Source organism: Ostreiculturibacter nitratireducens (genome assembly GCF_032670585.1).
Classification (GTDB): domain Bacteria; phylum Pseudomonadota; class Alphaproteobacteria; order Rhodobacterales; family Rhodobacteraceae; genus Ostreiculturibacter; species Ostreiculturibacter nitratireducens.
Map to the genome: position 1 here is coordinate 1,019,308 of NZ_JAVQHL010000002.1, position 20,179 is coordinate 1,039,486.

Below are 20,179 nucleotides of genomic sequence, written 5' to 3' on the forward strand. Positions count from 1 at the left end.
GTCAGAGGTCCTCGATGATGTAGTCTTCCCACTCTTCGTCCGGCACCTCGTATTCCGGCACCGTCCATCCCTGCACCGACTGCCCCGCCTTGTGGACGCTGTCCGGGTCGCCCGAGATGAGAGGGTGCCAGTCGAAGAGAGGCTTGCCCTCCAGACGCAGCCGGTATGCGCAAGTGGAGGGCATCCAGTAGGCCGAGGTCTTGATCGTTTGCGGCGTCAGCACGACGCATTCAGGCACGAAGGTCTTGCGCTTCTCATATTGGCCGCAACGGCAGGTTTCGCCGTCGAGCAGCCGGCAGGCGATGCGCGTGAACGCAATCTCGCCCGTATCGGCATCCTCGAGCTTGTTGAGGCAGCATTTCCCGCAGCCGTCGCATAGCGCCTCCCACTCGCGCGGCGTGAGCGAGTTGAGGGGGAGTTTCCAGAACTCCGGACGCAGGCGGTCGCGGTGCTTGTCGTCTTTCATGACCGAAAGGTGGGGCATGGAGGAGGGAAAGGAAAGGGTGCAGCGGGCAAGGGTCAGATCCGGCCGAGGATCTCTTTCGCGCGATCGGTATCGCGCTTCATCTGGGTGATCAGCGCGGGAAGGCCCTCGAAGGTCATCTCCGGGCGCAGGAACTCCACCAGTGCGATCGACAGGTGCTGACCGTAAAGGTCGCCCTCGAAGTCGAAGATGAAGGTTTCGAGATTCGGCCGGTTCTCGCCGAACATCGGCCGGACGCCGAGGCTCGCGACTCCGTGGAAGGATCCGGCATTGGGGCCGGTCAGAACGTCCGCCAGGACGGCGTAGACGCCGAAACGCGGCAGGTGCAGCCCCTCGACGCTCATGTTGGCCGTGGGAAATCCGAGGTCGCGCCCGCGCTTGTCGCCGTGCAGGACCTCGCCTTCGATCCGGTGCCAGTGGCCGAGCATATGCGCCGCGTCGCGGGGGCGTCCTTCGGACAGCGCGGACCGGATCGCAGTGGACGAGATTTCCTCGCCTCCGATCTTCACGAGGCGCGCCCTCGTGACGCCAAAACCCATCTCCGCGCCGAACATCGATAGGTCCGAGACCTTTCCCGCGCGGTGTTTCCCGAAGCGGAAATCCTCGCCCACGGTCACGTGGGCGACACCGAGCCCCTCGGAGAGAACCTCGCGGGCGAAACGTTCCGGGTCCATTCCGGAAAGCCGCGGGTCGAAGGGCAGTTCGTAAAGGACGTCGACGCCGAGCTTTTCCAGCCGGTGCGAGCGTGCTTCGGCGTTCATGAGCCGGAAAGGGGGGGCTTCGGCGGCGAAGACTTCGCGCGGGTGCGGCTCGAACGTGACGATGCCAAGGGGTGCGCCGAGGATCTTTGCTTCCGTCCGGGCGAGGTCGATGACGGCCTGATGGCCGAGATGGACGCCGTCGAAATTGCCCATCGCGACCGAAGCGCCGCGGTCTTCAGGGCGTAGGCCCGTCCAGGTGGTGATGGTGCGCATCGGCCCCCGTCCGGCGGGGAGGGCCCGCCCGTTGTCAGTCGAACTTCCGGCTCGGCGCCAGAACCAGCGCCTCGCCTTTCAGGACCACCGTATCACCCACGGCGCAGTGGGTTTCAAGGGTGACACGCCGCCGCGCGTGGTCGATCGCGGTGACTTTCACCTCTGCCTTGACCATGTCGCCGGGGCGAACCGGGGCCATGAACTTGAGGCTCTGGCCAAGATAGACGGTCCCGTGTCCGGGGAGCTGTTCCCCGATCACGGCGGAGATCAGCCCCGCCGTCAGCATGCCGTGCGCGATGCGGCCTTCGAAGATCGTGTCGCGCGCGTACTCGTCATCGAGATGCACCGGGTTGCGGTCCGTCGACACCTCTGCGAACAGCTCGATATCCCGGTCGGTGACGACCTTCCGGAGCGAGCGCGTCATGCCGATCTCGAGGTCCTCGATGCAGATCGTTCCGCGTGGGCTGTTGTCGAGCATCATCCCGAATCCCGTATTCCATGTTGCAGTGCAGCATAACGGCCCCGGCATCTCCGGGCAAGACAGGCGAGCAATAATTTGTCAACCGTGGCGTCGACTGCGCAACTTTGTTGCTGGCTTGCCGGGGCTCCGATCAGCGCAGCTTGCTTATCGCATAGGTCGGCGAAAGCTGCTTCCCGTCGAGCCAGGCATCGAGCATCGCCGCATCCGGCGCTTCGGGATCGTCCCCGAATTGGTCCGCCGCGAGCCCGCCGGTGATGAAGAGCGTGTCGATACCCTCTCCGATGCCGCCCTTGATGTCGGTGAAGATCCCGTCGCCCACGGCAAGGATCGCGCTGTCTGGGATTTCGTGCCCAAGCGCGGCAAGGCGGCGCCGGGCGAGGTCGTAGATCGGCGGGTGCGGCTTGCCGAAATAGAGCGCCTCGCCCCCCATTTCCTCGTAAAGCGCGGCAAGGGCGCCGGCGCAGTAGATGCGGGTTTCGCCAAGATCAACGACGTGATCGGGGTTGGTGCAGAGCATCGGCAGCCCCTTGGTCTTGGCGTAGAGGAAGCGCGCGCGGTAGTCCTCCGGCACCTCATTCATCTCGTCGAAGGGGCCGGTGCAGACGATGCCCTCCGCCTCATCCAGCGGGACGCGCGTGATTTCGACGGGATCGGCGAGGCCCTCGGGATGCGAGGTGAAGAAGCTGTCGTCCTTCTCGGGGCCGAGATGCCAGATCTTCTGGCCAACTGCCCCGGTGAAAAGCGCGTATTGCGCCGCGTCACCGGAAGAGACGACGAAATCCCAGGCATCGCGCGGCACCCCCATCCGGTCGAGCTGTGCCACGACGCGCTCGTTCGGGCGCGGAGCGTTGGTCATCAGGACGACCTTGCCGCCCTTCTTGCGGAATGCCTGAAGCGCCGCGACCGCCGCCGGAAACGGCGCACGGCCGTTGTGCAGGCAACCCCAGAGGTCGCAGAACAGCGCCTCGTAGGTCGATGAGATTTCGGCGAGCGACTGGATCAGGCGGGTCATGGCGGATCTCTTCCGAGGGACGGGCGGCGCAGGGAGCGGCCGCAGGCAGGGCCGAAGCGGGGATTTGCCCCCCGGCGCCACGTTCGATCAGATCTTCAGGGCCGGGATGATCTGCTTCTTCCGCGACATGATCCCCGGCAGCACGACGGCGTCGCCGGTGACGGTGCAGGGGAAGCTCGCCTCGGCGATCTGCTTCACGAGGTCGTTCGGGACGAGGAGCGTGGCCTCCTCCTTCAGGATGTCGACGATGAAGAGCAGCACCTGATCCGCGCCATCCTCTTTCGCGACGCCGGGCATCGCCTCCATCAGCGACGCCTTCCGGTCGAGAAGCACCTGGGGCGCGGTCGTTTCGAGCACCGAAACGCGAAGCTGCTTTCCGCCCACTTCGTATTCCTTCGAGTCCATCCGCAGGAGTTCGGCATCAGAGAATTCCGAGACGTCGGACTTGGCCGCGAACATCTCTCCCGCGTAATCGGGGATCGAGATGCCGAGGTCCGCGGCGAGCTTCTCGGCAACGGCGCGGTCATGGTCGGTCGTCGTGGGCGAGCGGAACTCGAGCGTGTCGGAGAGGATGCAGGAAAGCATGGCGCCCTTGATCGCCTCGGGCATCTTGCCGGCGTCGTCGCCCATCAGGTCGTACATGATGGTCGCCGTGCAGGCGAGCGGGCGGATCGTGATGTCGATCGGCGTCTTGGTCTTGAGGCCGCCGGCGAGCAGGTGGTGGTCGATCAGCTGGACGACCTTCGCGTCGTTGATCGAAGCAGGAAGCTCGGCCGGGTTGTTGGTGTCGACGACGACGCAGGTGTCATCGGCGGAAACGTCGGCGATGATCTCGGGCTTGTCGAAGCCCCAGCGGGTCAGCATGAAGGCGGCTTCGGTGTTGGGCTCGCCGAGAAGAACGGCCTTCGCCGGGGTGCCTTTGACCTCGGAAAGGTACCACGCCCAGATGATGGGCGAGCCGGTCGAGTCGGTGTCGGGGGCCTTGTGGCCGAAAACCTTGATCATGGGAGCGTCCGTTATCGGTTCTGGAAATCGCCGGCTTTATAGGGCGGGGCCGCAGGAATGTCACGGGGGCGGCGGGCCCGGGTATTCATCCGCAGAATTCCGGGCAAGCTATTGAAAGTGCGTTCGATTCCAGAGGTGGATCGGCAAGTCGGGCCAACTGCGCAGCGAAAGGGCGACAAAACGCCCCCAGACGGTTGTCCCCGCCAGAGCCCCCGAGCGCGGTCCTTGCCCCTGATCCGGCCGGCGCGGGTATCCTTCAGGAAAGCGCGCTGGTGGCAATGCCGCCGACGCGCCGGATTGGCCGGCAGAGGCGGTTCAGAACGGAAGGCGCCCGAGCTCGTAGCCCGCTTCGGCCAGAAGGTTCAGCACGCCTTCCTCGCCGGACAGATGCGCTGCCCCGACGGCGACGACGATGGACCGGTTCTCGGCGGCGGGCAGGATCACCTCCATCCACGCGCGGTTGCGCCCGTTCAGAAGTGCCTCCTCCATCAGCGCGAAGTCCTTTTCCATCTTCCCGCTGTCCGCCCCCGCTGCGGTGACGGCCTGCAGCCGGGAGAGTTCCCAGATGCGGCGGTGTTCTTCGGTGAAATAGGCTTCCGTCATCGTGACGAACAGGTCCTCGGCCTGGGCGACGAGCGGCAGCGTCGCGCGGACCATGTCGATCTGTTCCTCCGCCGACAGCGCCAGAAAGACCTGGAAGACGGTGTCGAATTCCTCAAGCGGGTGCGTCGGCACTCCTGCCGCTTCGGCCACACCCATCACCATCTGGTCGAGCCCCTCGCGTTGCTGGGTGACCGTCTCCATCGCGCAGGGTGGCATGGAAAGAAGCATCGTCACGTACCAGGGCCGGAACTTGGCCGCCATGAAGGGCGGAATGCCGCGCGCGCGCATCTCTTCGGACAGGAGTGCCCATTCGTCGGGGGCGAGAAGCTCGGGGAGCGTATGGTCGCCATGCGGGATGACGAGGATGTCGGGATTGCGGCCGATTTCCCGCTGCAGCTGCGTCATCTCGGCGTCGGTGGCCTCGAGGTAGACGGCGTCGGCGGCGCGGATCACCGGGTCGAGGCCGGTAATGGGGCCTTCCATCCGTTCGTCGTAGAGATGGAAGGTCCCGATCACGTTGATGGTGGAGCCGGATTTCCGCGCGATCCAGTGATTGCCGGCGGCATAGGGCGCCGCGGCGACCGCGGCATCAAGCGCGGCGCGCTGGTCGGGTGGAAGATCGCCAAGCAGGTTCCGCCCCTCGCAGGCCGCGGTGACGGGACCGGCCGAGAAGAAGAAGGCGAAGGCGAGGAAGAGGTGCTTCAGCATCCGCAGGACGCTGGCACGGAGGCAGCGCCATTTCCAGAGCGAGGCAGTGATTTTTTCGCGTCCAGCGCTGTTGACTCACGTGAATGTGCATCCTAAATCCGCGCCGTTAGCACTCGCACACAGTGAGTGCCAACAGTTGAAACCTGGAACCTAGGGAGTGTTGCCAGATGGCATTCAAACCGCTGCATGACCGTGTCGTCGTCAAGCGTGTCGAGAGCGACGAAAAGACCAAAGGCGGGCTGATTATCCCCGACAGCGCCAAGGAAAAGCCGGCCGAGGGCGAAGTGGTCGCCGTGGGCGAGGGCGCACGCAAGGATTCGGGCGAACTGATCCCGATGTCGGTGAAGGCGGGCGACCGCGTTCTCTTCGGCAAGTGGTCGGGCACCGAAGTCACGCTCGACGGTCAGGAACTCCTGATCATGAAGGAAAGCGACATTCTCGGCGTCATCGCCTGAGATCCGCCGAAACACTGAAATCCAGACAACCAGGAGCAAGCGAAAATGGCTGCTAAGGACGTCAAGTTCGATTCCGATGCCCGCGACCGGATGCTCAAAGGCGTCAATATCCTCGCCGACGCGGTGAAGGTGACGCTGGGCCCGAAAGGCCGCAACGTCGTGATCGAGAAATCGTTCGGCGCGCCGCGCATCACCAAGGACGGTGTGTCGGTCGCCAAGGAAATCGAGCTTTCCGACAAGTTCGAGAACATGGGCGCGCAGATGGTGAAAGAAGTCGCCTCGCGCACCAACGACGAGGCCGGCGACGGCACCACGACCGCGACCGTTCTCGCCCAGGCGATCGTCCGCGAGGGCATGAAGGCCGTGGCCGCGGGCATGAACCCGATGGACCTCAAGCGCGGCATCGACCTCGCGACCCACAAGGTCGTGGAAGAGATCAAGGCTGCGGCGCGCAAGGTGGCCGACTCGGCCGAGGTCGCGCAGGTCGGCACCATCTCCGCGAACGGCGAGGCCGAGATCGGCCGTCAGATCGCCGACGCGATGCAGAAGGTCGGCAACGAGGGTGTCATCACCGTCGAGGAGAACAAGGGCCTCGAGACTGAGACCGAGGTCGTCGAAGGCATGCAGTTCGACCGCGGCTACCTGTCGCCCTACTTCGTGACCAACGCCGACAAGATGATCGCGGAGCTCGAAGACTGCTACATCCTCCTGCACGAGAAGAAGCTCTCCTCGCTGCAGCCGATGGTCCCGCTGCTCGAGGCGGTCATCCAGTCGCAGAAGCCGCTCCTCATCATCGCGGAAGACGTCGAGGGTGAAGCTCTCGCCACGCTCGTCGTCAACAAGCTGCGTGGTGGTCTGAAGATCGCTGCCGTCAAGGCTCCGGGCTTCGGCGACCGCCGCAAGGCCATGCTCCAGGACATCGCGATCCTGACCGGCGGTCAGGTCATCAGCGAAGACCTCGGCATGAAGCTCGAGAACGTCGGCATCAACATGCTTGGCCGCGCCAAGAAGGTGGCGATCAACAAGGACACCACGACGATCGTCGACGGTGCCGGTGACAAGGCCGAGATCGAAGCCCGCGTGGCCCAGATCCGCACGCAGATCGAGGAAACCACCTCGGACTACGACCGCGAGAAGCTGCAGGAGCGTGTTGCGAAACTCGCCGGTGGCGTCGCCGTCATCCGCGTCGGCGGCATGACCGAAGTCGAAGTGAAAGAGCGCAAGGACCGCGTCGATGACGCGCTGAACGCGACCCGCGCCGCGGTGCAGGAAGGCATCGTCGTGGGCGGTGGCGTGGCTCTGGTCCAGGCCGCCAAGAAGCTCGACGGCGTCAAGGGCGTCAACAGCGACCAGGATGCCGGCATCGCGATCGTCCGCCGCGCGCTCGAAGCGCCGCTGCGCCAGATCGCTGAAAACGCGGGCGTCGACGGTTCGGTCGTTGCCGGCAAGGTGCGCGAGTCGAATGACGCGAAGTTCGGCTTCAACGCTCAGACCGAGGAATATGGCGACATGTTCAAGTTCGGCGTCATCGACCCCGCGAAGGTCGTGCGCACCGCACTCGAGGATGCGGCCTCGGTTGCCGGTCTGCTCATCACCACCGAAGCCATGGTCGCCGAAAAGCCCGAGCCGAAGGGTGCGGGCGCTGGCGCCGGCATGGGCGGCATGGGCGGCATGGAAGGCATGATGTAAGCCGACCGTCCGTTCGGACAGACAGGAAGGGGCCCCCGCGCGGGGCCTCTTTTCTTTTTTCCCGAACCGCCCGGCACTTACGGGTCACGGCCTTCCCCTCTTGATCTGCGGCAAGGCGCGGCGCGGCGGATCGGGGCATCCTCGTTGCGACCTTCGCAGGGAGGATAGGTTGATGACACGCATTTTACTGACGATACTGGCCACTTTCCTGGCCTCGGCGGCGCTTGCCCAGGACGAGGCGATGACCCGCATCGGAGACGACGAGTTCATGGCGGGGAGCACCGTGGTTCACGACGGCACGGGGGTCGACGACCTCTTCATGGCGGGGGAAAGCGTCACGTCGGCGGCCCCGATCGACGGGACCGCACATCTTGCCGGGCGGAAGGTCACTCTCGCCGCTCGGGCGGGCGAGGTCTACGCCGCCGGGATGGAGGTCACCGTCACCGGGCAGGTCATAGGCGATGCCTCGCTGGCGGGCTATGACGTGCAGGTAGAGGGCGCCGTCGGCGGCGACCTTCGCGCCTCAGGCGCGAACGTGACACTGGCAGCCCCGGTCGCGGGCTACGCCAGCCTCGCGGGAGATGAGATCCGGATCGACTCGGCCATCGCGGGGGAGGCGCATATCGCGGGGCGGAACGTGATCTTCGGGCCCCGTGCGCGGGTGGACGGCAAGCTCACTCTCTACGAGAAGGCAGTGGGCCAGATCGAAGTTCCGGAAACCGTGGTTCCCGCTGAGCGCATCACTCGGGTCAAGGTCGAGGAATGGGGCCCGGAGGGGATGCCTGAGGCGCTGAGGCCGTTCAGCTGGTGGCAATACACACTGAACTTCCTCGGCGGCGTGATCTTTATCGCGATCCTCGCCGCCCTGATCGCGGCGCTTCTGCCCGGGCCGCTCGCCGGCCTCCGCCGGCAGGTCCTCGCCGCGCCGCTCCGGTCGGTGTGGTTCGGATTCCTCGCGCTCTCGACGCTTTCCGGGGCGGCGATCCTTCTGGCAATGACGCTGATCGGGTTGCTGATCACTCCCGCCGCGATCATCGCAGCGCTTCTGGCGGGGTTCGTGGGCTACGTGATCGGCGCCTACGCGCTGGGCGTGGGCCTGATGCTGGGCATCGGCCGGGGTGAGCCGCAGACCTTCGGCGCGCGGGCGCTCGCCGCGGCTGCCGGTGCGCTTGTCGCGGGGGTCATCGGCCTGATCCCGTTCCTCGGTTGGCTCTTCGTGTTGGCCGTGACGCTTGCCGGTGTGGGCGCGCTGACGCTGAGACAGTTGCGCCCGGCCTTCTTCGTCCGGACGGTCGCCTGAGCGCGCGCCGTCCCGAGGCTGGAAGGGCAGATCATGCCGATACGCCAAGTCCGCCCAGAGGATCATGCGGAGATCGACAAGCTCCTGACCGCCGCTTTCGGCGGAACGGAGGAGGTGGCGCTCGTCGCTGCGCTTCGGAGCGACGGAGCGGTCCAGGCCGAGTTGGTGGAAGAGGATTCGGCGGGGGCGATCGTAGGCCACGCGATGACGAGCCGGATGGCAGGGCCGGAGGGCTGGGTCGCGCTCGCGCCGGTCGCAACGCTGCCTGGCTTCGAGCGCCGGGGTATCGCCAGCGGGCTGATACGCGCGCTCCTCGGCGAGGCGCGTGACTCCGGCGCGCAGGCAGCGGTGGTGTTGGGGGATCCCGAATTCTACGGCCGGTTCGGCTTCTCGGTCGCGGCGGCGGCGCGGATGTCCTCGCCCTATCCGATCGCCTATACCGGCGTCCGCATCCTGAATGGCGGACCGCTTACGGAAGCCGAGGCAATTGCGGAATTGAGATACGCCCCGGCCTTTGCCGCCGTGTGAGGCGATCCGGGCTGCGCGACCTCGGCCGCTTCACAGGGGTTTCACCATGCGTGTGGCGACATGCTCCTTCGAGCCGAGCCGAACCCTGCTGTTGGCGAGCGCGACCGCGAAGCCCTCCCGATCCCAGAACGCCCGGCCGCGCGGGTTCTCGTCGAGGACGGCGATGAACAGGCGGGGGGCGCCGCGATCCTTCGCGGCTGCCTCGATGTGGCGCAGGAACGCGGCGCCGAGGCCCTGATCGCGCGCGTCTGTCGCGAGTTGCAGGAGGCCGAGGAAGGCGTCACCGGGCTCGGGGAAGTCGAAGCCGACGTCCGCGATGCCGGCAAGGGTGCCGTCGGAGAGAAACAGGCCGAACTTGAGCGACTTCGCCGGGTCCGCGCCGGGAGGGGCGTCATCGAAGAACTCATCGGCCAGCGTCTCGCCAGGCTCCTCCCCCCGCTCGAGGCGCACGTAGTCGGCCGAGCGGCGGAAGAGGTCGTTGACCAGGTCCCGGTCGGCCCGTGGCTCAAGCGGGCGGATGGCGAAGCTCATTCCGCCTCCGGATAATCGATGGCGACGACTTCGATCTCCTCCCGGCCGGATGGCTTCCGCCATTCGACGACGTCGCCCACATTCGCGCCGAGAAGCGCGCGAGCGAGGGGGGAATGGGGTGCAATGCGGCCGAGGCTCGCGTCCGCCTCGTCTTCGCCCACGATCTCGTAGGACGATTCGTGCCCCTCCTCGTCCGCGACGGTGACGCGGGCGGCGAAGGCGACCTCGTCCCTTGGCTGGGACGCAGTGTCCACCGGGATCGCGCTGCGCAGCCGCGCCTCCAGATACCTGATGTCGCGCTCAGCGGCTTTCTCCGGCAGCCGGTCGAGCCTTTCGGCGCGGGCGCGAAGGCGGGCCAGTTCGGCCTGCGTCTCGGCAAGGCGGGCGCGCAGCGCCGCAAGGCCCCGCGGCGTCACGTAATTCGGGTGCGGGCTGAGGGGCAGGTCGGGCAGCGGTTCGTTGTCCGGCCCGTCCTCCTTCACGAAGGCTCGGCTCATCGAACGATCACTTCCAGGGGGTCGTAGAGGATGCCCGCGCCCCAAGCCGCCTCAGCGAGGCTATCGGGCTTGTGGCGGAGGGCCGCGAGTTCCGCGCGCGTCACGTAGCGGCGTTGGCTGACGATGCCTTCCGGGTCGGTCCAGTGCGCCGGCAGGGGGCCGAGGGGCGTGCAGCGAAAGTAGATGTCGACCTGGTGAAAGCCGGTGTCCGGGTCGTGGAATTCATTGACGAGCGCGGGGTCGCCCACCGCGATCTCGAGACCGGTTTCCTCTTGGATCTCGCGGACGAGGTTGTCGGGGATCGAGGTTCCGGCATGGACCCCGCCGCCCGGGGCGCACCAGAGATCGGAGCGGCCTTCGGGATAGGCGTTGACCACCAGGAGCCGGTCCCCGGAGAGGATCAGCGCGCGGGCGGAAAGGCGGGGCGAGCGGGGCTTCATCCCGCAACCGTGGCGCGGCGCGCGGGGATTGGCAAGCGGACCCGCGATGCATATTTCGGAGCGCATGGGACGGCTGGCTTTCTTCTTGACCGGGATGCTGATGGCGGCGCTGCCTGCGCGGGCCGCGGATTGCGTGGTCCTGCTTCATGGCCTCGCGCGGACCGAGGTGTCACTTACGGCAATCGAGGGCGCGCTGAAATCGGGGGGTTACCGGGTGGTCAACCGGGGCTACCCGTCAACGAAGGAAGGGATCGCCGAACTGGTGCGGGAACACGTAGTGCCGGCCGTCGCGGAGTGCGGCGAAGATGCCCGGGTGAACTTCGTGACGCATTCGATGGGCGGGATCCTCGTGCGGGCCTGGGCGCAGGAGGCACAGTCGATGAACATGGGCCGCGTCGTGATGCTTGCCCCGCCGAACAGCGGGTCGGAGATCGTCGATGCCTTCGGCGACTGGGACGCCTTCGAATGGATCAACGGCCCGGCGGGGCTGGAGCTTGGCACGGGGCCGGGGAGTACGCCGAACCTGCTGGGCGCCGTGCGGTTCGAGCTGGGCGTGATCGCGGGGGACCGGTCGCTCAATCCGATCTATTCCTCGCTGATCCCGGGTCCCGACGACGGGAAGGTGAGCGTCGAGAGCACGCGGATCGTCGGCATGAACGATCACATCACGCTCCATGTCACGCATACGTTCATGATGCTGAACCCCCTCGTGATCGCCCAGGTGCTGGAATTCCTGCGGAACGGCCAGTTCGACCATGCGCTCACCTGGGGTCAGGCGGTGGAACGGCTCTGGCCGTGAGGGGGAGGGGGCCGTGCGGCCCCCCTTGTTGTCCGTCAGAAGCAGTGGCGGCTCAGCCTCGGGTCAGGATCCGGTTGACGTGGCCCATCTTGCGGCCCGGCTTTGCCTCGCGCTTGCCGTAGAGGTGGAGCGCCGCGTTGGATTCGCGCGTGATTGCGGGAACCTGATCCACGTCGGCGCCGATGAGGTTCGTCATCTCGACATCGGCATAGCGTCTTCCGTCGCCAAGGGGCCAGCCGGCGATCGCGCGGATATGCTGTTCGAACTGGTCGACCGTGCAGCCGTTCTGCGTCCAGTGCCCGGAATTGTGAACGCGCGGGGCGATCTCGTTCACAAGGAGGCCCTGCGGCGTCACGAAGAGCTCGACGCCGATGACACCCACGTAATCGAGTTCGTTCAGGATGCGCGCGGCGAGGAGGACGGCGTCGCTGCGTTCGGCCGCGGAAAGGCGCGCCGGGACGGTCGTGGTATGCAGGATGCCGCCGCGGTGGACGTTCTCGCCGGGGTCGAACGCCGCCACGTCGCCAAGAAGGCCGCGCGCCGCGATGACGGAAACCTCGCGGCTGAAATTCACGAAGCCCTCGAGGACGGCGGGCGCGCCAGCCATCGCGGCCAGAGCGTGCGGAGCACCTTCCGGGCTGTCGATCCGGGCCTGGCCCTTGCCGTCGTAGCCGAGCCGCGTGGTCTTGAGGATCGCGGGCGTCCCGATCTCGGCCAGCGCGGCGTCGAGATCCTCGGCGCTGTTCACCGCGCGGTACGGCGCGGTGGCGAGGCCGATGGAGGTGAGGAAGTCCTTCTCCAGGATACGGTCCTGCGAGATCGCCAGAGCCCGGCGGTTCGGCCGGATCGGCAGCCGCGATTCGAGGAAGTCGAGCGCGGAGGTGGGGATGTTCTCGAATTCGTAGGTGACGACGTCGACCGAGCCGGCGAAGGCGGCGAGCGCCGTCTCGTCGTCATAGGACGCCGTGGTTACGGCGTGGGCCACGTCGGCGGCGGGCGGGTTTTCGCCCGGTTCGAAGATGTGGCAACGGAAGCCGAGGCGCGCGGCCGCGACCGAAAGCATGCGGCCAAGCTGGCCGCCGCCGAGAATGCCGATGGTCGCGCCGGGGGCGAGAGGCGCGGGAGTAGCAGTGTCAGTCATCCGTGGGCTCTTCGGGGATCGATTCGGAAAGGGCGTCGCGCCATGCGTCGAGGCGTTCGGCAAGCGCCGGGTCGGAAACGGCAAGGATCGCGGCGGCCATGAGCCCCGCGTTCGCTGCACCGGCGGCGCCGATCGCCATCGTCGCGACGGGATAGCCCTTGGGCATCTGGACGATCGAGTAAAGGCTGTCGACGCCATTGAGCGCCCTGGTCTGCACCGGGACGCCGATCACGGGGATCCGGGTCTTCGAGGCCATCATGCCCGGAAGATGCGCCGCCCCGCCTGCGCCCGCGATGATGACTTTCAGGCCACGCCCCGCCGCTTCCTTGCCGTAGCTCCAGAGCCGGTCCGGCGTGCGGTGCGCGGAGACGATCCGCGACTCATAGGGGATGCCGAGCTCGTCAAGGATCAGCGCGGCCTCCTTCATCGTGGCCCAGTCGGACTGGCTGCCCATGATTATCCCGACGCTCACGCCCATCACCGTCCCCTTGCTTTGAGGCGCGCACTATAGCCAGAGCGGGGCCTTACGCAATGATGTCCGGCGTCAGAAGGTCTTCGAGGCGCGAGATCTGGTCCTTGAGAAGAAGCTTGCGCTTCTTCAGCCGCCGGATTGCCAGCTGATCGCCGCGCCCGGAGGTTTCGAGGACGTGAATCGCCTCGTCAAGGTCCCGGTGCTCGCGCACCAGGCCCGAGAGTTTCACGCGGAGCACCTCCGTGGGTTCGAGTTCCATCGGCGCGTTCATGGCAAGCCTTCGACGAGTCGGGAGTTACACGGGGTTGTATAGCAATTCCCGGCCCTTGCGGGAAGCTTGACGCTCGCCCCCGCACCCTTGCCGGGCGCGCGCGGCGTCCCCATATTGTTCTCACGGGGCCGCCGTCTGCGGGGCCTCGACCAGCAATGTCGCTTCGTGAAGGGCTTGCCTGATGACGAAACTGAGCTTTGGGGCGCATCCGTTCCTTCTGGGCTTCGACCAGCTCGAACGCCTGGTAGAACGCACCGCGAAATCCTCGAACGAAGGCTATCCGCCTTTCAACATCGAACAATCTTCCGAAAACGGGTTTCGGATCACGCTGGCCGTCGCCGGTTTCCGCGAGGAAGACCTGTCGATCACGGTCGAGGATCGACAACTCGTGATCCGGGGCAAGCAGTCCGATGATGAGGGCAAGCGCGTCTACCTGCATCGTGGCATCGCCGCACGGGCCTTCCAGCGCAGCTTCGTGCTTGCGGAAGGCGTCGAAGTTGCCGGCGCGATGATCGAGAACGGGCTTCTGCACGTGGACCTGAAACGGGTCGTGCCAGAGCCCAGGGTGCAGACGATCGCGATCAGCCGGGGGAAAGAAAGGAGGAACGCGTAATGAATGCCAAATACGATTTCGGACCCGAATCGGGCGAGCGCATTGTTTACATCCGCCCCGTTTCCGTTTCCGACCTGCCCAAGGAGGTGCAGGCGCAGGCCGGGGGGCTGGAGACGCTTTACGCACTCCACGACGCTGCGGGCGCGCGCATCGCGCTGGTCGCCGACCGCCGGATGGCCTTCGTCCTGGCCCGGCAGAACGACATGGCGCCGGTGAGCGTGCACTGAGGACTCCATTCGGCGGCCGGGCCCGACCGGCCGCCTGATATTCCCGAACAATTTAGGCGATCTGCCCGCATCCCGAAGGGCTGTACGGCCCTGCAAGTTCCTTTGCAGAGGCCGTTTATTCTGTCCTGCGTCAAATGGCGCCCTGCACCTTCGGCGCGTAACCTTGTCAGAGTGTTGCAGGCTATTGCGCTCGGGGAGGTATCCAGGCTCCTCCGCGGGCGCGGGTGCGTCACAGCACCGGAAGACAGGTTCAAGACAGGTCCCAATCATGAAAACCCGTGAAAGCTACAGCAAGCTCCAGATCGCGCTCCACTGGCTGATCTTCGTTCTGTTCGCCGTGAACTACATCGTGTCCGATGACATGGGCAGGGCGCTGCGACAGGTCCAGGAAACCGGCGGGATGGACAACGTCGCCCCGACGGTCAGGGTCCACGTGCTCGTCGGCATCGCGATCCTCGCGTTGACGGTCATCCGGCTACTCGTCAAGTTCGTGCAGGGCGCACCGGCGCAGCCAGAAGGCAACGCGCTTCTGAACAAGCTGGCGAAGCTCGGGCACATGGCGCTTTATGTGCTTCTCGTTCTGCTGCCCCTCTCGGGTCTCATGGCCTGGTTCGGCGGCGTGCGCGAGGCGGGCGAGGTGCACGAGGTGTTGGTGAACCTCACGCTCGCGCTGATCATCGTCCACGCGGCCGCGGCGCTGTTCCACCAGTTCGTCCTGAAGGACAACCTGATGGCGCGGATGCGCCCCCGGTGATCCGGGCGGCAACGCCGAACAAGAAAGGCCCCGGCATTCGCCGGGGCCTTTTTCGTTTTGCCGGGTGGCCCAGCATCAGACGGCGATGAGACCCATCGCCTCGAGCTTGAGGATCACCTGGTGGGCGCAGTTGTCGACCTCGACGTTTTCCGTATCGAGGCGGAGTTCCGGGTTCTCCGGCACTTCGTAGGGGTCCGAGATCCCGGTGAATTCCTTGATCTTGCCCTCGCGCGCGAGCTTGTAGAGCCCCTTGCGGTCGCGGCGTTCGCATTCCTCGAGCGAGGTCGCGACGTGAACCTCCACGAAGGCGCCGTATTGCTCGATCATCTCGCGCACCGCCCGCCGGGTCGAGGTGTAGGGCGCGATCGGAGCGCAAAGAGCGATGCCGCCGTTCTTCGTGATCTCGGAGGCGACGTAGCCGATGCGCTTGATGTTGATGTCACGATGCTCTTTCGAGAAGCCAAGCTCGGACGACAGGTGCTTGCGCACGACGTCGCCGTCGAGGAGCGTGACGGGACGGCCGCCCATCTCCATCAGCTTGACCATGAGCGCGTTGGCGACCGTGGACTTGCCCGACCCGGAGAAGCCGGTGAAGAACACCGTGAAGCCCTGTTTCGAGCGCGCCGGGCGGGTGCGGCGCAGTTCGGCCACGACGTCGGGGAAGGAGAACCAGTCTGGAATCTCCAGCCCCTCGGCGAGGCGGCGGCGGAGTTCGGTGCCCGAGATGTCGAGGACGGTCGCGCCTTCCGGAACCTCGTCGACAGGGAAGTACTGGGCCTTCTCCTGGACGTAGACCATCTGTTTGAAATCGACCATTTCGATCCCGATTTCCGCAGCGTGCTTCTTGAACAGCTCCTGCGCTTCGTAGGGGCCGTAGAAGTCCTTGCCCTGGCTGTTCTTGCCCGGGCCCGCGTGGTCGCGGCCGACGATCATGTGAGTGCAGCCGTGGTTCTTGCGGATAATCCCGTGCCAGAGCGCCTCGCGCGGGCCCCCCATCCGCATGGCGAGGTTGAGGAGCGAAAGCGTCGTGGTCGAGGCCGGATACTGGTCAAGCACCGCCTCGTAGCAGCGCACGCGGGTGAAGTGGTCGATGTCGCCGGGCTTCGTCATGCCGACGACGGGGTGGATGAGGAGGTTCGCCTGGGCCTCCTTCGCGGCGCGGAACGTCAGTTCCTGGTGCGCGCGGTGCAGCGGGTTGCGGGTCTGGAACGCGACGACGCGGCGCCAGCCCACTTTGCGGAAATAGGCGCGCAGTTCGTTCGGCGTGTCGCGGCGGGCCTTGAAGTCGTAGTGCACCGGCGGCTGGATCCCGGTGACCGGACCGCCGAGATAGACCTTTCCCGCCGCGTTGTGGAGGTAGTTGACCGACGGATGGGCGATGTCGTTTGCGCCGAAGACCTTCTCGGCCTCGCGCGCCTTGTCGGGGGTCCAGAGATCGGTCACCGACAGGATCGCGAGGATCACGCCTTCCTGGTCGCGCAGCGCGATGTCCTGACCGGGCTCGATCTTCGCGGCGAAGTCCTCGGAAACGTCGAGGTTGATCGGCATCGGCCAGAGCGTGCCGTCCGAAAGCCGCATGTTCTCGACCACGCCGTTGTAGTCTTCCTCGGTCATGAAGCCCTTCAGGGGATTGAAGCCCCCGTTCATCAGGAGCTCCAGATCGCAGATCTGGCGGGGCGTCAGATCCCAGGAGGGCAGGTTCCCCGCCTCTTCCTTCAGCTTCTGAGCGGATTCATAGGAAACGTAGAGCTCCGGGATCGGAGCGAGATTTGGAAGAGACATGCCGATGGAACCTCTGCAAGACCTGGCGCGGCGGAACGGCCGCATTCGCGCGGGGCATAGACCCGAAAACGGACGAAATTCAAGCCATGCGGAAAAATCCGCGTCATTTCGGACGAAAAGTGCGAAAATCCCTGCCGTCAGCGAACGTGGTCACCGGCGCGGTGCCCTTTCCGGGAAGGGCGCCGCGCCATCTGACAATCCTATGGAAGCACGATCACGAGATGTGCCGGCGCGGGGAATGCGACTCGGCCATCCGGACCGATATGCCTCGCAAGCCGGCTCCGAGCCGCGTCCTTGAGGCGGCGGAGCTGATCGGCCGAGACCATGTCGGCGAGCGTCCAGCCGCCGATCTCAGTGTCCAGCCAGTCGTCCAGCGAGGCGTGACGCGCTGTGCCGGTCAGCATGCGACGTTCGGCCACGGCCAGGCCAGCCTTGTCGAGTTCAGCCGCGATGTCGTCCGGCTCGCCCAGGACGAAAGGCGCCGAGAGGGCTTCGGCCGCCTCGTCACCCACGACTTCGCGCAGCAGCGGCACGAGCCTGTCGTAGCCCGGGCTGCGGTCGAGCGATTCCCAGACCAGAAGTGCGATCCGGCCCCCGGGCCTGGTCACGCGGGCCATTTCCCGGAGCGCGCCCGCGCGATCCGCCAGAAACATCAGCGCGAACTGGCTCAGAACGGCGTCGAAGCTGCCATCCATAAACGGCAAAGCCTCGGCCGGAGCTTGGCGCCAGTCGACGTGACGGGATTTGGCCCGCGCGACGGCGAGCATTCCGGGATTGATGTCGACGCCCGTCACCTGCCCGGACGGCCCGGCTCGTTCGGCGGCGGCGAGGGCCGCGACGCCGGTGCCGCAGCCGACATCGAGCACGGATTCTCCTTCGGCAATTGCGGCGGCCTCGGCCAGCATCGGGCCGAACTGGCCGAACAGGGCGGGAACGAATGCGCGGTCGTAGATCTCGGCGGCGGTCGCGGCGACCTGACCCGCCTGAGTCTTGGTCATGGCGGTCATTGGGTCCTCCTTTCGCGGCAGGGAGGATACCGATTGGGTAGCGCCTACCGATAGTCCTGATTCTGTAGTAACCTTGCAAAAGGCCCTGGCCGGTCCTCGCCCGCATGGAAAGGAGTGTCAGATGCGCAGCTACGGTCAGTTCTGTCCCGTCGCGAAAACGGCCGAGGTCTTCTGCCAGCGCTGGACGCCGCTCATACTGAGGAACATCACCTGGGGCGCGCACCGCTTTTCCGAGATCCAGCGCGGCGTCCCCATGATGTCCCCGACCCTGTTGTCGCAGCGGCTGAAGCAACTGGAGAAGGAAGGCATCCTGGAACGCCGCAAGGATGGGCGCGCCGTCAGCTACCACCTCACGCTTTCGGGCCGCGAATTCTCCCCGATCATCGAGGCGATGGGCGTCTGGGGCCAGCGCTGGACGCGGCGCGAGCTGGAGGCGGGCGAGATCGACATGGATCTTCTGCTATGGGGGATCGAGCGCGGCGCGCGGGCGGATGCCTTCGGGGGGCGGGCGGTGGTGCGGATCGAATTCACCGACCAGCCGGCGCACAAGGCGCTGTGGTGGTTCCTGAACGAGGATGGCCGCTGCCAGCTTTGCGTCGACGACCCCGGTGGGGTCACGGACCTCTATCTTGCCGCGACGGTGACGGATTTCATCCGCGTATACCGTGGCGACATCACGCTGCGCACCGCGCTGGCGGAGGAACGGCTGGAAGCGATCGGCGACCACGCGGCGCGCGAGGCCCTGCCGGACTGGCTGAACCTCGGCACGCTCTCGTCAATCAGGCCGGCACGGGCTCTGTAGCCTCGACCGAAGCAAGGAAGCGTTCCGCGTCGAGCGCGGCCATGCAGCCCATGCCCGCCGAGGTCACGGCCTGGCGATAGACATGGTCGGTCAGGTCGCCCGCAGCGAAAACGCCGGGGATCGAGGTCTCGGTCGTGCCGGGCTTCACCTTGACGTAGCCACCGTTGTGCAGCTCGAGCTGGTCATTCACGAGCTCTGAGGCCGGCGCATGGCCGATCGCTACGAAGAAGCCCGCGCAGGGAACGTCGGTCGTTTCGCCGGTGTCGACGTGCTTGGCGCGGACAGCGGTGACGCCCAAGGGCTGTTCGGTGCCGAGCACTTCCTCGACGGTATGGTTCCAGAGAATCTCGACCTTCGGGTTCTTGAACAGGCGCTCCTGCATGATCTTTTCCGCGCGCAACGAGTCGCGGCGGTGGATCAGCGTGACCTTGGTGGCGAAGTTCGTCAGGAACAGCGCCTCCTCCACGGCGGTGTTGCCGCCGCCGATCACCACGACCTCCTTGCCGCGGTAGAAGAACCCGTCGCAGGTCGCGCAGGCCGAGACGCCGAAGCCCTTGAACTTCTCTTCGGAAGGAAGGCCCAGCCACTTCGCCTGGGCGCCGGTGGCGAGGATCACGGCGTCCGCGGTGTAGGTCGTTCCGGTGTCGCCCTTCGCGGTGAAGGGGCGCTTCGAAAGGTCGAGAGAGCTGATGATGTCGGACACGACCTCGGCGCCCATCGCCCTGGCATGCTCCTCCATCCGGGACATGAGTTCGGGGCCCATGACTTCCTTGTCGCCGGGCCAGTTTTCGACCTCGGTCGTGATCGTCAGCTGCCCGCCGGGCTGGATCCCCTGGATCAGGACCGGTTCGAGCATCGCGCGGGAGGCATAGACCGCGGCCGTGTAGCCTGCCGGGCCGGAGCCGATGATCAGAACCTTCGTGTGCCGAGTGTCGCCCATTGCCATGCCTCCAATCCGTTCCGCGCCGATATAGTCGGCCCAGCGGCCGGGGAAAAGCCCCGGGACGCGAGGCTTCACGGGGTCCTGTATTGAAAACTTGCGCAGACGCGAAATATTATTGCGCATGCGGCGGTGGAATTGTACTAACCGCACGCAAATCGGAGGGCGCGCGATGCCGGGAGCGAAACTGGACGAGATTGACCGCAAGATCCTGGCGGAGCTTCAGGCCGACGGGCGGATGACCAACGTGGAACTGGCAAGCCGCGTCGGAATCTCCGCGCCGCCCTGCCTGCGCCGGGTCCGGACGCTGGAAGAGGCAGGCTACATCCGCGGCTACCACGCCGACGTGAGCCCGCGGGAACTGGGCTTCGAGGTGGCGGTCTTCGCGATGGTCGGCCTCGACAACCAGTCGGAGGCCGCGCTGTCGGCCTTCGAGGCGCGCTGCCGGGCCTGGCCGCTCGTGCGCGAATGCCACATGCTGAACGGCGAGATCGACTTCATCCTGAAATGCGTGGCGCCGGACCTGTCCTCGTTCCAGAGCTTCCTGACGGAGGAACTTCTGCGCGCCGATCACGTGGCGAGCGTCAAGACCTCGCTCGTCATCCGTTGTGCCAAGGACGACCCCGGCGTGCCATTCGAGGTCGTCGAGGAGCGGCTTGGGTAG

The 20,179-nt window shown here is 66.1% G+C and carries 25 protein-coding genes; 10 read left to right on the forward strand and 15 right to left on the reverse strand.

Going from position 1 to position 20,179, the window contains the following annotated elements; all coding sequences use genetic code 11:
- Nucleotide 1: 1 nt before the first annotated feature.
- From ABCN56_RS12275 to ABCN56_RS12300, 6 genes are all read right to left on the reverse strand, one after another.
- Nucleotides 2-466, reverse strand: coding sequence for a YcgN family cysteine cluster protein (locus ABCN56_RS12275; protein ID WP_343081077.1), 465 nt, complete (start codon nt 464-466; stop codon nt 2-4).
- A 53-nt stretch (nt 467-519) separates the two neighbouring features.
- Complete coding sequence (locus ABCN56_RS12280; protein ID WP_343081078.1) at nt 520-1,458, reverse strand: bifunctional riboflavin kinase/FAD synthetase; 939 nt, start codon at nt 1,456-1,458, stop codon at nt 520-522.
- A 34-nt stretch (nt 1,459-1,492) separates the two neighbouring features.
- Nucleotides 1,493-1,936 (reverse strand): MaoC family dehydratase, encoded by a 444-nt coding sequence (locus ABCN56_RS12285; protein ID WP_343081079.1) that lies wholly within the window; start codon nt 1,934-1,936, stop codon nt 1,493-1,495.
- A 133-nt stretch (nt 1,937-2,069) separates the two neighbouring features.
- Nucleotides 2,070-2,951 carry a TIGR01459 family HAD-type hydrolase gene (locus ABCN56_RS12290; protein ID WP_343081080.1) on the reverse strand — a complete coding sequence of 294 codons (882 nt, stop codon included), beginning with the start codon at nt 2,949-2,951 and terminating at the stop codon, nt 2,070-2,072.
- A gap of 87 nt (nt 2,952-3,038) precedes the next feature.
- Entirely contained in the window at nt 3,039-3,956 is a 918-nt protein-coding gene (locus ABCN56_RS12295) for a manganese-dependent inorganic pyrophosphatase (protein WP_343081081.1), read from the reverse strand.
- A gap of 315 nt (nt 3,957-4,271) precedes the next feature.
- On the reverse strand, nt 4,272-5,267 hold the full coding sequence (locus tag ABCN56_RS12300) for a TraB/GumN family protein (RefSeq protein WP_343081082.1): 996 nt from the start codon (nt 5,265-5,267) through the stop codon (nt 4,272-4,274).
- 167 nt (nt 5,268-5,434) lie between these two features.
- On the opposite strand from ABCN56_RS12300, the gene groES reads away from it, so the two are divergent.
- From groES to ABCN56_RS12320, 4 genes are all read left to right on the forward strand, one after another.
- Nucleotides 5,435-5,722 carry a co-chaperone GroES gene (gene groES / locus ABCN56_RS12305; RefSeq protein ID WP_343081083.1) on the forward strand — a complete coding sequence of 96 codons (288 nt, stop codon included), beginning with the start codon at nt 5,435-5,437 and terminating at the stop codon, nt 5,720-5,722.
- A gap of 45 nt (nt 5,723-5,767) precedes the next feature.
- Nucleotides 5,768-7,411 carry a chaperonin GroEL gene (gene groL / locus ABCN56_RS12310; protein WP_343081084.1) on the forward strand — a complete coding sequence of 548 codons (1,644 nt, stop codon included), beginning with the start codon at nt 5,768-5,770 and terminating at the stop codon, nt 7,409-7,411.
- A 172-nt stretch (nt 7,412-7,583) separates the two neighbouring features.
- Complete coding sequence (locus ABCN56_RS12315) at nt 7,584-8,711, forward strand: DUF8173 domain-containing protein (RefSeq protein ID WP_343081085.1); 1,128 nt, start codon at nt 7,584-7,586, stop codon at nt 8,709-8,711.
- Between the two features lie 33 nt (nt 8,712-8,744).
- Complete coding sequence (locus ABCN56_RS12320; RefSeq protein ID WP_343081086.1) at nt 8,745-9,239, forward strand: GNAT family N-acetyltransferase; 495 nt, start codon at nt 8,745-8,747, stop codon at nt 9,237-9,239.
- 30 nt (nt 9,240-9,269) lie between these two features.
- Here ABCN56_RS12320 and ABCN56_RS12325 read toward each other — a convergent pair whose 3' ends face one another.
- From ABCN56_RS12325 to ABCN56_RS12335, 3 genes are read right to left on the reverse strand one after another with little or no spacing between them, the layout of a single operon-like run.
- Nucleotides 9,270-9,770: a GNAT family N-acetyltransferase gene (locus tag ABCN56_RS12325; RefSeq protein ID WP_343081087.1), complete on the reverse strand. Its 501-nt coding sequence runs from the start codon at nt 9,768-9,770 to the stop codon at nt 9,270-9,272.
- Nucleotides 9,767-10,267: a GreA/GreB family elongation factor gene (locus ABCN56_RS12330; protein ID WP_343081088.1), complete on the reverse strand. Its 501-nt coding sequence runs from the start codon at nt 10,265-10,267 to the stop codon at nt 9,767-9,769. The genes ABCN56_RS12325 and ABCN56_RS12330 overlap by 4 nt, the downstream gene beginning before the upstream one ends.
- Nucleotides 10,264-10,707: an NUDIX domain-containing protein gene (locus ABCN56_RS12335; protein ID WP_343081089.1), complete on the reverse strand. Its 444-nt coding sequence runs from the start codon at nt 10,705-10,707 to the stop codon at nt 10,264-10,266. Before ABCN56_RS12335 ends, ABCN56_RS12330 begins: the two co-directional genes overlap by 4 nt.
- Before the next feature lie 64 nt (nt 10,708-10,771).
- Between ABCN56_RS12335 and ABCN56_RS12340 the strand changes: the two genes are divergently transcribed.
- Nucleotides 10,772-11,506: an alpha/beta hydrolase gene (locus ABCN56_RS12340; protein ID WP_343081090.1), complete on the forward strand. Its 735-nt coding sequence runs from the start codon at nt 10,772-10,774 to the stop codon at nt 11,504-11,506.
- A gap of 52 nt (nt 11,507-11,558) precedes the next feature.
- Here ABCN56_RS12340 and ABCN56_RS12345 read toward each other — a convergent pair whose 3' ends face one another.
- From ABCN56_RS12345 to ABCN56_RS12355, 3 genes are read right to left on the reverse strand one after another with little or no spacing between them, the layout of a single operon-like run.
- Nucleotides 11,559-12,647, reverse strand: coding sequence for a 5-(carboxyamino)imidazole ribonucleotide synthase (locus tag ABCN56_RS12345; protein WP_343081091.1), 1,089 nt, complete (start codon nt 12,645-12,647; stop codon nt 11,559-11,561).
- A complete protein-coding gene (gene purE / locus ABCN56_RS12350; RefSeq protein WP_343081092.1) occupies nt 12,640-13,125 on the reverse strand; it encodes a 5-(carboxyamino)imidazole ribonucleotide mutase in 486 nt (161 codons plus the stop codon). The genes ABCN56_RS12345 and purE overlap by 8 nt, the downstream gene beginning before the upstream one ends.
- A gap of 46 nt (nt 13,126-13,171) precedes the next feature.
- On the reverse strand, nt 13,172-13,390 hold the full coding sequence (locus ABCN56_RS12355) for a YdcH family protein (protein ID WP_343081093.1): 219 nt from the start codon (nt 13,388-13,390) through the stop codon (nt 13,172-13,174).
- A gap of 181 nt (nt 13,391-13,571) precedes the next feature.
- Here ABCN56_RS12355 and ABCN56_RS12360 point away from each other — a divergent pair, with 181 nt between their 5' ends.
- From ABCN56_RS12360 to ABCN56_RS12370, 3 genes are all read left to right on the forward strand, one after another.
- The gene (locus ABCN56_RS12360; protein ID WP_343081094.1) at nt 13,572-14,003 is read left to right on the forward strand and encodes an Hsp20 family protein; all 432 of its coding nucleotides are present in this window, start codon (nt 13,572-13,574) and stop codon (nt 14,001-14,003) included.
- A complete protein-coding gene (locus tag ABCN56_RS12365; protein ID WP_343081095.1) occupies nt 14,003-14,230 on the forward strand; it encodes a DUF1150 family protein in 228 nt (75 codons plus the stop codon). The genes ABCN56_RS12360 and ABCN56_RS12365 overlap by 1 nt, the downstream gene beginning before the upstream one ends.
- A gap of 268 nt (nt 14,231-14,498) precedes the next feature.
- Nucleotides 14,499-14,984, forward strand: coding sequence for a cytochrome b (locus ABCN56_RS12370; protein ID WP_343081096.1), 486 nt, complete (start codon nt 14,499-14,501; stop codon nt 14,982-14,984).
- Nucleotides 14,985-15,059: 75 nt separating this feature from the next.
- On the opposite strand, the gene ABCN56_RS12375 is transcribed toward ABCN56_RS12370, so the two are convergent.
- Both ABCN56_RS12375 and ABCN56_RS12380 read right to left on the reverse strand, forming a co-directional pair.
- Nucleotides 15,060-16,766 carry a bifunctional sulfate adenylyltransferase/adenylylsulfate kinase gene (locus ABCN56_RS12375; RefSeq protein WP_343081097.1) on the reverse strand — a complete coding sequence of 569 codons (1,707 nt, stop codon included), beginning with the start codon at nt 16,764-16,766 and terminating at the stop codon, nt 15,060-15,062.
- Nucleotides 16,767-16,966: 200 nt separating this feature from the next.
- Entirely contained in the window at nt 16,967-17,773 is an 807-nt protein-coding gene (locus ABCN56_RS12380; protein WP_343081098.1) for a class I SAM-dependent methyltransferase, read from the reverse strand.
- Between the two features lie 121 nt (nt 17,774-17,894).
- Here ABCN56_RS12380 and ABCN56_RS12385 point away from each other — a divergent pair, with 121 nt between their 5' ends.
- Nucleotides 17,895-18,575, forward strand: a complete 681-nt coding sequence (locus ABCN56_RS12385) for a winged helix-turn-helix transcriptional regulator (RefSeq protein WP_343081099.1) — start codon at nt 17,895-17,897, stop codon at nt 18,573-18,575.
- On the opposite strand, the gene trxB is transcribed toward ABCN56_RS12385, so the two are convergent.
- On the reverse strand, nt 18,553-19,515 hold the full coding sequence (trxB, locus tag ABCN56_RS12390) for a thioredoxin-disulfide reductase (protein ID WP_343081492.1): 963 nt from the start codon (nt 19,513-19,515) through the stop codon (nt 18,553-18,555). The genes ABCN56_RS12385 and trxB overlap by 23 nt on opposite strands.
- Before the next feature lie 172 nt (nt 19,516-19,687).
- On the opposite strand from trxB, the gene ABCN56_RS12395 reads away from it, so the two are divergent.
- Nucleotides 19,688-20,179 (forward strand): Lrp/AsnC family transcriptional regulator, encoded by a 492-nt coding sequence (locus tag ABCN56_RS12395; protein ID WP_343081100.1) that lies wholly within the window; start codon nt 19,688-19,690, stop codon nt 20,177-20,179.

Bases quoted from the DNA above. Each gene is read 5' to 3' on its own strand.
- ABCN56_RS12275 (WP_343081077.1), bottom strand. From the start codon at position 466: ATGAAAGACGACAAGCACCGCGACCGCCTGCGTCCGGAGTTCTGGAAA.
- ABCN56_RS12280 (WP_343081078.1), bottom strand. From the start codon at position 1,458: ATGCGCACCATCACCACCTGGACGGGCCTACGCCCTGAAGACCGCGGC.
- ABCN56_RS12285 (WP_343081079.1), bottom strand. From the start codon at position 1,936: ATGCTCGACAACAGCCCACGCGGAACGATCTGCATCGAGGACCTCGAG.
- ABCN56_RS12290 (WP_343081080.1), bottom strand. From the start codon at position 2,951: ATGACCCGCCTGATCCAGTCGCTCGCCGAAATCTCATCGACCTACGAG.
- ABCN56_RS12295 (WP_343081081.1), bottom strand. From the start codon at position 3,956: ATGATCAAGGTTTTCGGCCACAAGGCCCCCGACACCGACTCGACCGGC.
- ABCN56_RS12300 (WP_343081082.1), bottom strand. From the start codon at position 5,267: ATGCTGAAGCACCTCTTCCTCGCCTTCGCCTTCTTCTTCTCGGCCGGT.
- groES (WP_343081083.1), top strand. From the start codon at position 5,435: ATGGCATTCAAACCGCTGCATGACCGTGTCGTCGTCAAGCGTGTCGAG.
- groL (WP_343081084.1), top strand. From the start codon at position 5,768: ATGGCTGCTAAGGACGTCAAGTTCGATTCCGATGCCCGCGACCGGATG.
- ABCN56_RS12315 (WP_343081085.1), top strand. From the start codon at position 7,584: ATGACACGCATTTTACTGACGATACTGGCCACTTTCCTGGCCTCGGCG.
- ABCN56_RS12320 (WP_343081086.1), top strand. From the start codon at position 8,745: ATGCCGATACGCCAAGTCCGCCCAGAGGATCATGCGGAGATCGACAAG.
- ABCN56_RS12325 (WP_343081087.1), bottom strand. From the start codon at position 9,770: ATGAGCTTCGCCATCCGCCCGCTTGAGCCACGGGCCGACCGGGACCTG.
- ABCN56_RS12330 (WP_343081088.1), bottom strand. From the start codon at position 10,267: ATGAGCCGAGCCTTCGTGAAGGAGGACGGGCCGGACAACGAACCGCTG.
- ABCN56_RS12335 (WP_343081089.1), bottom strand. From the start codon at position 10,707: ATGAAGCCCCGCTCGCCCCGCCTTTCCGCCCGCGCGCTGATCCTCTCC.
- ABCN56_RS12340 (WP_343081090.1), top strand. From the start codon at position 10,772: ATGGGACGGCTGGCTTTCTTCTTGACCGGGATGCTGATGGCGGCGCTG.
- ABCN56_RS12345 (WP_343081091.1), bottom strand. From the start codon at position 12,647: ATGACTGACACTGCTACTCCCGCGCCTCTCGCCCCCGGCGCGACCATC.
- purE (WP_343081092.1), bottom strand. From the start codon at position 13,125: ATGGGCGTGAGCGTCGGGATAATCATGGGCAGCCAGTCCGACTGGGCC.
- ABCN56_RS12355 (WP_343081093.1), bottom strand. From the start codon at position 13,390: ATGAACGCGCCGATGGAACTCGAACCCACGGAGGTGCTCCGCGTGAAA.
- ABCN56_RS12360 (WP_343081094.1), top strand. From the start codon at position 13,572: ATGACGAAACTGAGCTTTGGGGCGCATCCGTTCCTTCTGGGCTTCGAC.
- ABCN56_RS12365 (WP_343081095.1), top strand. From the start codon at position 14,003: ATGAATGCCAAATACGATTTCGGACCCGAATCGGGCGAGCGCATTGTT.
- ABCN56_RS12370 (WP_343081096.1), top strand. From the start codon at position 14,499: ATGAAAACCCGTGAAAGCTACAGCAAGCTCCAGATCGCGCTCCACTGG.
- ABCN56_RS12375 (WP_343081097.1), bottom strand. From the start codon at position 16,766: ATGTCTCTTCCAAATCTCGCTCCGATCCCGGAGCTCTACGTTTCCTAT.
- ABCN56_RS12380 (WP_343081098.1), bottom strand. From the start codon at position 17,773: ATGACCGCCATGACCAAGACTCAGGCGGGTCAGGTCGCCGCGACCGCC.
- ABCN56_RS12385 (WP_343081099.1), top strand. From the start codon at position 17,895: ATGCGCAGCTACGGTCAGTTCTGTCCCGTCGCGAAAACGGCCGAGGTC.
- trxB (WP_343081492.1), bottom strand. From the start codon at position 19,515: ATGGGCGACACTCGGCACACGAAGGTTCTGATCATCGGCTCCGGCCCG.
- ABCN56_RS12395 (WP_343081100.1), top strand. From the start codon at position 19,688: ATGCCGGGAGCGAAACTGGACGAGATTGACCGCAAGATCCTGGCGGAG.